Origin of the sequence: Devosia geojensis, from assembly GCF_000969415.1 — a bacterium.
In the GTDB taxonomy this organism is placed as follows: domain Bacteria; phylum Pseudomonadota; class Alphaproteobacteria; order Rhizobiales; family Devosiaceae; genus Devosia; species Devosia geojensis.
Window position 1 is genome coordinate 18,699 of sequence record NZ_JZEX01000125.1, and the last position, 10,115, is coordinate 28,813.

General features: G+C 66.7%; 12 protein-coding genes. 5 read left to right on the top strand and 7 right to left on the bottom strand.

Going from position 1 to position 10,115, the window contains the following annotated elements; genetic code table 11:
• Positions 1–6: 6 nt before the first annotated feature.
• The 3 genes from VE25_RS21955 to VE25_RS15220 form a co-directional block, all read right to left on the bottom strand.
• Positions 7–456, bottom strand: coding sequence for a hypothetical protein (locus VE25_RS21955; protein ID WP_152664640.1), 450 nt, complete (start codon positions 454–456; stop codon positions 7–9).
• Positions 457–689: 233 nt separating this feature from the next.
• Entirely contained in the window at positions 690–1,163 is a 474-nt protein-coding gene (gene ybaK, locus VE25_RS15215; RefSeq protein ID WP_046109499.1) for a Cys-tRNA(Pro) deacylase, read from the bottom strand.
• A gap of 39 nt (positions 1,164–1,202) precedes the next feature.
• Positions 1,203–1,382 carry a hypothetical protein gene (locus VE25_RS15220; RefSeq protein WP_210166888.1) on the bottom strand — a complete coding sequence of 60 codons (180 nt, stop codon included), beginning with the start codon at positions 1,380–1,382 and terminating at the stop codon, positions 1,203–1,205.
• A gap of 132 nt (positions 1,383–1,514) precedes the next feature.
• Here VE25_RS15220 and VE25_RS15225 point away from each other — a divergent pair, with 132 nt between their 5' ends.
• Positions 1,515–2,420 (top strand): LysR substrate-binding domain-containing protein, encoded by a 906-nt coding sequence (locus VE25_RS15225; RefSeq protein ID WP_046109501.1) that lies wholly within the window; start codon positions 1,515–1,517, stop codon positions 2,418–2,420.
• 146 nt (positions 2,421–2,566) lie between these two features.
• On the opposite strand, the gene VE25_RS15230 is transcribed toward VE25_RS15225, so the two are convergent.
• Positions 2,567–3,448, bottom strand: coding sequence for a LysR family transcriptional regulator (locus tag VE25_RS15230; RefSeq protein ID WP_046109502.1), 882 nt, complete (start codon positions 3,446–3,448; stop codon positions 2,567–2,569).
• A 101-nt stretch (positions 3,449–3,549) separates the two neighbouring features.
• Between VE25_RS15230 and VE25_RS15235 the strand changes: the two genes are divergently transcribed.
• On the top strand, positions 3,550–5,046 hold the full coding sequence (locus tag VE25_RS15235) for a CoA-acylating methylmalonate-semialdehyde dehydrogenase (RefSeq protein ID WP_046109503.1): 1,497 nt from the start codon (positions 3,550–3,552) through the stop codon (positions 5,044–5,046).
• 49 nt (positions 5,047–5,095) lie between these two features.
• Here the strand turns inward: VE25_RS15235 and VE25_RS15240 are convergent, their stop codons facing one another.
• On the bottom strand, positions 5,096–5,989 hold the full coding sequence (locus VE25_RS15240; protein WP_046109504.1) for a LysR family transcriptional regulator: 894 nt from the start codon (positions 5,987–5,989) through the stop codon (positions 5,096–5,098).
• Between the two features lie 112 nt (positions 5,990–6,101).
• Between VE25_RS15240 and VE25_RS15245 the strand changes: the two genes are divergently transcribed.
• Complete coding sequence (locus tag VE25_RS15245; protein WP_046109505.1) at positions 6,102–6,725, top strand: class I SAM-dependent methyltransferase; 624 nt, start codon at positions 6,102–6,104, stop codon at positions 6,723–6,725.
• Between the two features lie 78 nt (positions 6,726–6,803).
• On the opposite strand, the gene VE25_RS15250 is transcribed toward VE25_RS15245, so the two are convergent.
• Positions 6,804–7,331: a DUF3597 domain-containing protein gene (locus tag VE25_RS15250; RefSeq protein WP_046109506.1), complete on the bottom strand. Its 528-nt coding sequence runs from the start codon at positions 7,329–7,331 to the stop codon at positions 6,804–6,806.
• A 186-nt stretch (positions 7,332–7,517) separates the two neighbouring features.
• Between VE25_RS15250 and VE25_RS15255 the strand changes: the two genes are divergently transcribed.
• On the top strand, positions 7,518–7,709 hold the full coding sequence (locus VE25_RS15255) for a hypothetical protein (RefSeq protein ID WP_046109507.1): 192 nt from the start codon (positions 7,518–7,520) through the stop codon (positions 7,707–7,709).
• A 68-nt stretch (positions 7,710–7,777) separates the two neighbouring features.
• Positions 7,778–8,338 carry an alpha-ketoglutarate-dependent dioxygenase AlkB gene (locus VE25_RS15260; protein ID WP_046109508.1) on the top strand — a complete coding sequence of 187 codons (561 nt, stop codon included), beginning with the start codon at positions 7,778–7,780 and terminating at the stop codon, positions 8,336–8,338.
• A 146-nt stretch (positions 8,339–8,484) separates the two neighbouring features.
• Here VE25_RS15260 and ertB read toward each other — a convergent pair.
• Positions 8,485–10,115 (bottom strand): thiourocanate hydratase (gene ertB, locus VE25_RS15265; protein ID WP_244466947.1); only part of this gene is annotated, 1,631 nt, incomplete at its 5' end.

Consider the following 10,115-nt stretch of genomic DNA (forward strand, 5'->3'; position numbering starts at 1 on the left):
CGAGCGTCAGTTGATGACGTACTGGACGGTGCCGGCGGGTTGCACCTCGATGCGCTGGCGCGCCTCGCTGACGTTGGTGACGCCGACCCCGACATTCCAGCAGCCAGCCGCAACCGGGAAACTCCGGGTGGCGCCCGGCGCGATGGACTGGCCGCTCGGCAGGGAGCTGGCGCCGGGAGCGTTCGACGAGCACTGGGCCATGGTCACGAGATCGAGCGCCTGCTGCGTGCGGTTGACGATCTCGATCGTGCCGGTCTGCGGCGCTGCCGGCAGGGCGGACGGCGCGGGCGTCGCTGCGGAAGAGGCGGGCACCGCGCTCGAGGGCGGTGGCGAAGCGGGTGTTGCCGCGGCCTCTGCGCCGGGTGAGGCGCCTCGTCCGAACGGCAGGAAGCTGGCGCAGCCCGAAAGGCTGAGAAGACAGGCGGCCAGGATGAGATGACGTGCTGACACTCGCATGGACACGGCCCCGTGATCGAAACGGGGCGACATTAGCACCCTTGGCGGTAAAGGCAAATTTGGGGTCATGATGCCGATTTCTGGTATTGCGCTTTGTGCCGCGCCCTCGTGGTTCGAGGCCGCCGCGCGGCACCTCACCATGAGGGCTGATGCCGATCTCGTCCCCAATCAGTAGGCCTCATGGTGAGGCGGGAGCGAAGCGCCCCTCGAACCACGAGGACGTGGCACAATGCTCAGCGGATGAGCTCCGCAACATTCGCCCCCAACGCATCTATCGCATCCTGCGGCTTCAGCCTGATTTGAAGGCCGCGCTGGCCGCCGTTGAGGAAGATCTCTTCGTGCAGCAGCGCGATCTCCTCGATGGCCGTCGGCACCGCGCGCTTCTGCCCGAAAGGGCTGATGCCGCCGACGCGATAGCCGGTCAGCCGTTCGGCATCGACCGGCTTCATCATCTGCGCCGATTTGCCGGCGAACGCGGCGGCGAGCTTCTTCATGTTGACCTCCTCGTCGGAGGGCACGACGGCGCAGACCGGATTGCCGTCGACCAGCGCCATCAGCGTCTTGAACACCATGCCGGGCGAAACGCCCATGGCTTCGGCCGCCTGCAGCCCGACGCGTTCGGCGCCGGGGTCGTAGTCGTAGGTGGCAAGGATGAACGGAACGCCCGCCTTGGTGAGGGCCAGCGTCGCGGGCGTGGTTTTGGACATGCGCCAAGTTCTAGCCGAACGGGAGACCGGTGCAAGGCGCTACCTGGTGTGCTTTTGCGGCAGGGTGTCGATGAGGCCGAGGTCGTGCTGCAGATGCGGGGACGTCGCGACGAGATCGAGCCAGGCCTGCCGGCGCTGGCGGCGGGTCAGGCCATGGCGGATGCGGGCGAGCCTGTAGGACCTGGCAAGCTGGTCGAACCAGCGGGGAACGAGGGTCATGGTGCTCATTTGGCAAAAGCGGTCTTTATGCAGGACCGCCTCCTGTCGAGGTTGCGTTGACCCGGAATCTGCGCCGCTGGCGGCTGGATATCCAATCGAACCTCGCGTATCCTCCATAAGGAGGTTTTATCCATGAGCACACCCAACCTGCCGCCGCTGACCGCCATCCGCGCCTTCGAGGCTGCGGCCCGGCACCTCAGCTTCACCAGGGCGGCCGAGGAACTGGGCATGACCCAGGCCGCGGTGAGCTACCAGATAAAGGTGCTGGAAGAGCGCGTCGGCGCGCCTTTGTTCCTGCGCCAGGCGCGGCAGGTGGCGCTGTCCGAAACCGGCGCGCGGCTGGCGCCGGAGGTGACCGCCGCCTTCGAGATGCTCAAGACCGCGTTTGCCGAAACGCGCGGGCGGATCGACGGCATGCTCAACATCTCGGTCGTGCCGACCTTCGCCAGCTATTGGCTGGCGCGCCACGTCGGCGAGTTCCAGATGGCCCATCCGCAACTCGCCCTGAGGCTCGACAGCTCGGCGCGCCTCGTGGATTTCGCCACGGAAGACGTCGATCTCGGCATCCGTTCCGGCCCGGAGCAGTGGCCATCGCCCGAGTTCGAAGGCCATCTGCTGCTGAAAGCCCGTTTCGCGCCCATGCTCAGCCCCGCGCTGGCCGCGAGCATCGGCGGCGTGCATGAACCGGCGGATTTGCTCAAGCTGCCGCTGACCGACGCCGGCGATCCATGGTTCGAGCAGTGGTTCAATCTCGCCGGGGTGGAGTACGACAGCAAGAGCCGGCCGCAATCGCAGTTCGGCGCGCAGCACCTGGAAGCCTCGGCCGCGATGGCCGGTCGCGGCGTCGCCATGCTCACCCCCGCCTTCTACAGCGAGGAAATCGCCGCCGGCCGGCTGATCCAGCCGTTCGAGCTCGTCGGCTATGACGGGCACGGCTACTGGCTGGTCTATCCGCGATCCCGGCGCACCATCCCCAAGATCAGGATGTTCCGCGACTGGATCCTGGAGGCGACGAAGCCCCTGCGGGAGGGGGAGTAGCAGGAAAGGCCCCTCACCCGGCTCCTTCGGAGCCGACCTCTCCCCAGAGGGAGAGGTAGCGGGCTTGCGGGCCTCAGTGCCCTCTTCACCTCTCCCTTTGGGGGAGAGGTCGGCGCGTAGCGCCGGGTGAGGGGGCCTTCAACTGTTCAACTAAAGATCGCCCGGTCCCGCGCCACGATCTCGGCCAAAAACTCCGAGACCAGCGCGACCCGCCGGATGGCCCGCAAGTCTTCGTGGATCACGGTCCAGTAGCTGCGCGTGAGGGTATGTTGCGGCAACACCGGCACCAGATCGGGATCGCGCCGGGCCATGAAGGCGTGGAGGATGCCGATGCCGGCGCCGGCCCGCACCGCCTCGGTCTGCCCCATGGCCGAGGAAACCGCGATGGACGAGCGCCAGGCCTTGAGGAATTCGGCGGTGTAGTCGAGCGAAGCGGCGTAGAGGAGGTCTTCGACGTAGCCGACGAGGCGATGCGCGGCGAGGTCCTCGAGCGCCGCCGGCGACCCTTGGCGGGCGAGATAGCCGCGCGAGGCATAGAGGCCGAGGGTGTAGTCGGTGAGCTTGCGCGCGATGAGCCGCCCCTCGCGCGGCCGCTCCAGGGTCACGGCGATATCGGCCTCCCGCCGCGAGAGCGAAAAGGTGCGGGGCACCGGCACCAGCTCGATGACGAGACCGGGATGGCGCTCGATCAACTCGCCGATGCGCGGAGCAAGGAACGCGACACCGAACCCGTCGGGCGCGCCGACGCGCACCGTGCCGGCGACCGCCGCATTCTGCGTTCCCGCCGCTTCACCGGCTGCCAGCATTTCGCTTTCCACGCGCTCGGCATGGGCGAGGAACCGCTCGCCCTCGGCGGTGAGCTCGCTGCCGTGGGTCGTGCGGGCGAGGAGCCGCGCGCCGAGCGCCGCCTCCAGCGCATCGAGCCGCCGGGCGACGGTGGCGTGGTTGAGCCCGAGCGCGCGCGACGCGCCCAGAATCTGGCCGCTGCGGGCGATGGCGAGGAAGATGCGGGCGTCGTCCCAGTTCACGTGCAGATATATATTTTTCGCACAACCGATGCGGAAACCATGGCGTTGATCATCGTGGAGCGTAGAGCCATAACCGATAGAGAACAAGAGGAGACTGCGGCATGCGTACCATCGGACATTTCATCGACGGCCAGGAGACCAACGGGCAATCGAGCGTCTTCCAGGACGTCTTCAACCCCGCGACCGGCGAGGCCGAGGCGCGGGTGGCGATCGCGACAGCCGCCGATCTCGACGCGGCCGTCGCCTCCGCCGCCGCCGCGCAGCCGAAATGGGCGGCGACCAATCCGCAGCGGCGCGCACGGGTGTTCTTCAAGTTCGTCGAGCTCATCAACCGCGACATTGACGAATTGGCCGAGCTCTTGAGCCGCGAGCACGGCAAGACCGTCGAGGATTCCAAGGGCGACATCCTGCGCGGGCTGGAGGTGGCCGAGTTCGTCGCCGGCGCGCCGCACCTCCTGAAGGGCGAGTTCACCGAAGGGGCCGGACCCGGGATCGACATGTATTCCCTGCGCCAGCCCGTCGGCATCGGCGCCGGCATCACGCCCTTCAACTTCCCGGCGATGATCCCGCTCTGGATGCTCTCGCCGGCGATCGCGGCGGGCAACGCCTTCATCCTCAAGCCCTCCGAACGCGACCCCAGCGTGCCGATCCGGCTTGCGCAGCTGATGATCGAAGCAGGGCTCCCGAAGGGCATTCTCAACGTCGTGCAGGGCGGCAAGGAGACGGTGGACGCCATCCTCGCCCATGAGGCGATCGGCGCGATTTCCTTCGTCGGTTCGACGCCCATCGCCCGCGCCGTCTACGCGGCGGCGGCTGCGAACGGAAAGCGCGTGCAGGCCTTCGGCGGGGCCAAGAACCACATGATCGTCATGCCCGATGCCGACATGGACAAGGCCGCCGACGCGCTGATGGGCGCCGGCTACGGCTCTGCCGGCGAACGCTGCATGGCGATCTCGGTGGCGGTCCCGGTGGGCGACAAGACCGCGGACATGCTGATCGAAGCGCTGAAGCCGCGCATCGAGAAGCTGAAGGTCGGCCCCGCGACCGACAAGGCCTCCGAAATGGGGCCCGTGGTGACGCGGGCGGCCCAGCAGCGCATCCTGTCCTTGATCGACAAGGGTGTGGCTGAGGGGGCAGAGCTCGTCGTCGACGGACGCGGGTTCTCGCTGCAGGGCTACGAGAACGGCTTCTTCGTCGGCCCGACTCTCTTCGACCGGGTGACGCCGCAAATGGATATCTACAAGGAAGAGGTTTTCGGCCCGGTGCTTTCGGTGGCGCGCGCCCGCACCTACGAGGATGCGCTGGAGCTGCCGATGAAGAACCCCTACGGCAACGGCGTCGCCATCTTCACCCGCGACGGGGATACCGCGCGCGATTTCGCCAGCCGCATCAATATCGGCATGGTCGGCATCAACGTGCCGGTGCCGGTGCCGCTCGCCTACCATTCGTTCGGCGGCTGGAAGGCCTCGGCCTTCGGCGATCTCAACCAGCACGGCACCGACTCCATCAGGTTCTGGACGCGCACCAAGACGGTGACCAGCCGCTGGCCCTCGGGGATCAAGGAAGGCGCGGAGTTCCAGATGCCGACGATGGGATAGGCGGCGAGATCGAAGGGCCTGGCGTGAGCGCCGGGCCCTTCGTCTTTGATCAGCCCGACGGAAGGTTGCGCCGGGAAAGCTCGTCATAGAGCGCATCGAACACCAGGCGGATGCGGCGGCTGGTATAGAGCTCGCGATGCGCCACCAGCCACATGGGCGCCGTAATCGGGGCCATGTCCGGCAGGATGGCTTCGACCCCGGCGGTATCCTTCACCGCTTCGCGGAACATGATGCCGTAGCCGAAGCCGTCGCGGATCAACTGCCAATTGATGAGCGAGCTTGCGCAGCGCCACCGCAGGGCATCGTCGCGCAACGGAATGCCGCGCGCGTTGAGCTCCTTGATCAGAAGTTCGCTCTCGGGAAAGCCGATGAAGGGCAACCTGGCACAGTCCTCCGGCGTCACGGGCCTGCCGACCGCATCCAGAAACCGCGTTGCGGCATAGAGGCCGATCTGGCTGTCCGGACAGCGCCGGGCGATCAGCTCGGGCTGGCTGGGCTGAATATGGCGTATGGCGATATCGGCTTCGCGCCGCATCAGGTCGTCGATCGCGTTGGACGCGATCACCTCCAGCACGATGCCCGGCGCGACCGCGGCCAGCCGCTGCATGATCGAGGGCAGGACGCAGGCGGCAAAGACGTCGATCGTTGTGATGCGCACCACGCCCTCGACCTCCGAGGACTGCCCGGACGCCGCCAGCCCCACCCGGTCCGCCGCCGCGCCCATCTCGCGCACGTGGCCGGCGAGCCGCTCGCCGGCTTCGGTCAGTTCCAGGCGCTTGCCCACGCGCTCGAACAGCAGAATGCCGAGCTCATCCTCGAGCGCGGCGATCTGCCGGCTCAATGTCGGCTGGGTCAGCCTCAGGCGCCGCGCGGCGGCCGACAGCGAGCCCCGCTCCACGGTCGCGAGAAAGGCGCGCATGTGATTCCAGTCGAAGTCGGCCACTGCCTTATGCGTTCCCGTATATGGAAAGTGTCAAAATACACGATTTCCCGCACAATGCAGCCAGCCTAATCATGGGTTCATCGGAAAAGCCTGCCGGGGAGACTGCCGGAAAATGGATACCACCAGCCGGTTCTGGGACAGGACGGCGCCGAAATACGCGCGCATGCCCATCGCGGACGAAGCCGCCTACCAGCGCAAGCTCGAGATCACGCGCGGCTATTTCCGGCCGGACATGGAGCTGCTGGAGCTCGGCTGCGGCACGGGCAGCACGGCGGTCACGCATGCGCCCCATGTCCGGCACATCACGGCGATCGACTTTTCCCGAGCGCTGCTCGACATCGCCGAGGAACGGGCCAGAGCCGCGGGAGTGGAAAACATCACGTTCCTCGAGGCGGACATCAACGCCTACGGCGCGCCGGACGAACGCTACGACATGGTCCTCGCCATGAGCGTGCTGCACCTGATGAAGCACCCCGAAGAGGCCATCGGCCGCGTCCACGGAATGCTCAAGCCCGGCGGCTACTTCGTTTCCAGCACCGCCTGCCTCGGCGACACGACGCTGAGATTGATGAAATACATCGCGCCGATCGGCAAAGCCCTCGGCAAGCTTCCCCAGCTGACGGTCTTCACCGATTCCAAGCTCGTTTCGATGGTCGAGAGGCAGGGCTTTGCCATAAGGCACCACTGGCAGCCGGGCCGGATGGCGGCCGTCTTCATCGTCGCCCAGAAAGCGTGAACCGGGCCGCCACGCGCCCGTTCCGACAAAGCCGGAACGGGAGGGCGAGGCGCTTCTGAGTCCATCAGAACGGATACTCTAGAGAAGGTCGGCCGGAACCTTGCCGCCATTGTCCTTGAGCTTCTGGATCACCTGCTTGTGGAGCCAGACGTTCATGGTGGCGGAATCGCCGGTGTCGCCCGTATAGCCGAGCTCGGCCGCGAGTTCCTTGCGGGCCGAAAGACTGCTGTCGATGTCCAGAGCCTTCAGGAGGTCGACGATCGACGTCTTCCAGTTGAGCTTCTGCCCCTTGCTGGCGACCGCGGCATCGAGCACCTGGGCGATATCGACGGCCTCAGCACTTTCAGCCGGGGCGGAGGCCGGCGCGGGAGCCGCGGCGGGCGCCGAGTTGGCAGCGGCAGCCGGAGCCGCCTTGGGCGCGGCCGCCGTGACCCCGGCGGCGACGGGCGTCGCCTTGACCCCCGGCAGGGGCTTGCCGTCGGGACCAAGGCCGACGGCGGCAAGTCCGGCAGCGACCGCCGAATCGACCGCGGCCGTGCGCGTCTTCGGAGCCTCCACCTTGGGCGCGCCGAACACCTTGGCTTTGATGTCGTCGAAGAAACCCATCTCTCAAGCCTCTCAATCTGGTTTCGCATGAGGACTATGCGGTCCTCACGGGGTCGCGATCAAGCAGTTTGGTATCGAGAGCCGTTTTGCTTTTTACGCATTTCTTATGCCGGGCCCACGACTTCCCAATCGAAACCTTACGGGCGCCGGCAGCACATCTCTCTCCGGATTTTCCGGAGGTAACCCATGTACCGCTTCAACCGATCTCTTGTGTCCCGCCCCAGGATCCGCCCCGAGACCAGGCGAGCCTCCATCGACCGCCATTTCCCCGATGCGCGCAGGAACCGTGACCACGACGCCGACCGCGGCGTACTGCTGATCCTGGCGCTGACGCTCGCGCCATTCCTGTTCGTGCTGGGGCTGGTGCTGATCAACTGAGGGGATCCGGATGACGTTGCAGTGTCTCGAAACTACTGTTCTGATGTTCTTCAATCGAGATACTGGCGATGATTCCACCCGCAGCGGCCTATATTGGGCAGTATGTGACCGAGCCGACTGAAGCTGCCCTGATCGAGCATATCGACGGCATGCCGTGGCTGGGTGACCTGAGGCGCCGGGTGCAGCATTACGGTTATCGATATGACTACAGAGCGCGGCGCGTCACCCGCGATTCATACCTCGGACCTCTACCCGATTGGTTGGACGCGCTTGCGCGTCAGCTCGCCGTGGAGGGCAAATATCCGCGGCCGCCTGACCAGGTGATCGTCAACGAATACCTTCCCGGGCAGGGGATTGCCGCGCATGTGGATTGCGAACCCTGTTTCGGGCAGGTCGTCGCTTCGCTCAGCCTCGGGTCGACGTGTGTCATGGAATTCACTGACGTGCGATCGGGCGAGATGCTCACCCACCCGCTCGAGCGGCGAAGCCTGCTCGTTCTTAAGGACGAAGCGCGTTTCACCTGGAAGCACGGCATTCCGGCACGGAGGAGCGACGTCATAGATGGCGTGGCGACTCCGCGCGGTCGCCGCGTGTCGCTGACGTTCAGGACTGTTGTCCGCGGCGACTGAAATATTTTAGCGGCCCTGCCCGCGGGTCTCAGCGCGCCGCCGCCGCGCGGGCCGGGTTGCCCGGACCGATCCCCGATCAAATCAGGAGGGCAATGACGACCGGGAAGGACGGCGCACCAGCAGCCCGGCCGCAGCTGCGTTGTTTGCTACTTCACCCCCAGATACCCGATTCCCTTCCGCTCCACCTCCTCGAAGCTCTCCTCATATCCCGCGTCCGCATAGCGCATCACGCCGAGCGCCGTGTCGTTGGTGAGGGCGTGGGAGAGGCGTTCGGCGGCCGCTTGCGTGCCATCGGCGACGACCGTGACGCCCGCCGAGGTCATGTAGCCGGCGTAGCCGCCGCCGCCGGAGTGGACGACGACGAGGTCGGCCATGGACGAGCAGAGGAGCATGGCATCGAGCAGGGGCCAGTCGGCGATGGCGTCGGACCCATCCTTCATCCGCTCGGTCATGATGTTGGGGTGGGCCATGGCGCCGGCGTCGAGGTGATCGCGGGAAAAGGTGACGGGGGCGGAGAGCTCGCCTTTGGCCACCATGTCGTTGACGGCCAGCGCCAGTTGCGTGCGCTCGCCATGGCCGAGCCAGGCGATGCGGGCGGGCAGGCCCTCGAAGGGGATGTGGCAGCGGGCAAGGCCGATCCAGTTGGTGACGATCCGGTTGTCCGGGAACATCTGCAGGAGCCGGTCGTCGATGCGGCGAATGTCGTCCGGGTTGCCGGACTGGGCCATCCAGCGGAAGGGGCCGATGGCGCGGGCGAACAGCGGGCGTAGGTAGGCCTCGGTGAAGATTGGGATATCGAAGGCGTTGGCGACGCCACCCTCGCGTGCCTGGGTGCGGATGAGGTTGCCGTTGTCGAAGACCTCGGCGCCCCTGCGCTGGAATTCCAGCATCGCCTCGACATGCGGGACGATGGAGGCGCGGCTGGCGGCCATCAGCTCGGTGGGGTTGGTCTTGCGCAGCGCGCGCACCTCCTCGAGGGTATAGCCGCGCGGCACATAACCATAGACGAGATCGTGGGCCGAGGTCTGGTCGGTGACGATATCGGGCACGATGCCGCGCCGGGCGATCTCGGGGTAGATATCGGCGGCGTTGCCGACGAGGCCGACGGAGAGGGCGCGCTTGTCCCTGACCGCCGCGTCGATCATGGCGAGGGCGGTATCGAGGTCCGGGGCGATCTCCTCGAGGTAGCCGATTTCGCGGCGCTTGCGGGCGCGCTCGGGATCGACGTCGACGACGAGGATCGCCGCCTCCGCCATGCGTCCGGCCAATGGCTGCGCGCCGCCCATGCCGCCAAGGCCGGCGGTGAGGATGAAGCGGCCGGCGAGGGAGCCCGAAAAGCGCTTCTCGGCGATGCGCATGAAGATCTCGTAGGTACCCTGGATGACGCCCTGTGAGCCGATGTACTGCCAGGCGCCCGCCGTCAGCCCGCCCCAGCAGATGAGGCCCTTCCTCTCCAGCTCGTAGAACACCTCCGCCCTGGCCCACTGCCCGACGAGGTTGCAGTTGGCCATGATGACGAGCGGCGCCTTGGCGTGGGTCTTGAGGAGCCCGATGGGCTTGCCGGACTGGATGAGGAGCGTCTGGTCCTCGTCCATGGTTTTGAGGGTTTCGACGATCTTCTCGTGGCTCGCCCAGTTGCGGGCGGCCTTGCCCAGCGCAGCATAGACGACAAGGTTCTCCGGGTCCTCGCCGACGGAAAGGACGTTCTCGAGCAGGCGCAGGAGGGATTCCTGGCGCCAGCCCTTGGCGCGCAGCTCCGGGCCGCCGGGGATGGGAA

Bases quoted from the DNA above. Each gene is read 5' to 3' on its own strand.
- VE25_RS15245 (WP_046109505.1), top strand. From the start codon at position 6,102: ATGGATACCACCAGCCGGTTCTGGGACAGGACGGCGCCGAAATACGCG.
- VE25_RS15255 (WP_046109507.1), top strand. From the start codon at position 7,518: ATGTACCGCTTCAACCGATCTCTTGTGTCCCGCCCCAGGATCCGCCCC.
- VE25_RS15225 (WP_046109501.1), top strand. From the start codon at position 1,515: ATGAGCACACCCAACCTGCCGCCGCTGACCGCCATCCGCGCCTTCGAG.
- ybaK (WP_046109499.1), bottom strand. From the start codon at position 1,163: ATGTCCAAAACCACGCCCGCGACGCTGGCCCTCACCAAGGCGGGCGTT.
- VE25_RS15220 (WP_210166888.1), bottom strand. From the start codon at position 1,382: ATGACCCTCGTTCCCCGCTGGTTCGACCAGCTTGCCAGGTCCTACAGG.
- VE25_RS15250 (WP_046109506.1), bottom strand. From the start codon at position 7,331: ATGGGTTTCTTCGACGACATCAAAGCCAAGGTGTTCGGCGCGCCCAAG.
- VE25_RS15235 (WP_046109503.1), top strand. From the start codon at position 3,550: ATGCGTACCATCGGACATTTCATCGACGGCCAGGAGACCAACGGGCAA.
- VE25_RS15260 (WP_046109508.1), top strand. From the start codon at position 7,778: ATGATTCCACCCGCAGCGGCCTATATTGGGCAGTATGTGACCGAGCCG.
- VE25_RS21955 (WP_152664640.1), bottom strand. From the start codon at position 456: ATGCGAGTGTCAGCACGTCATCTCATCCTGGCCGCCTGTCTTCTCAGC.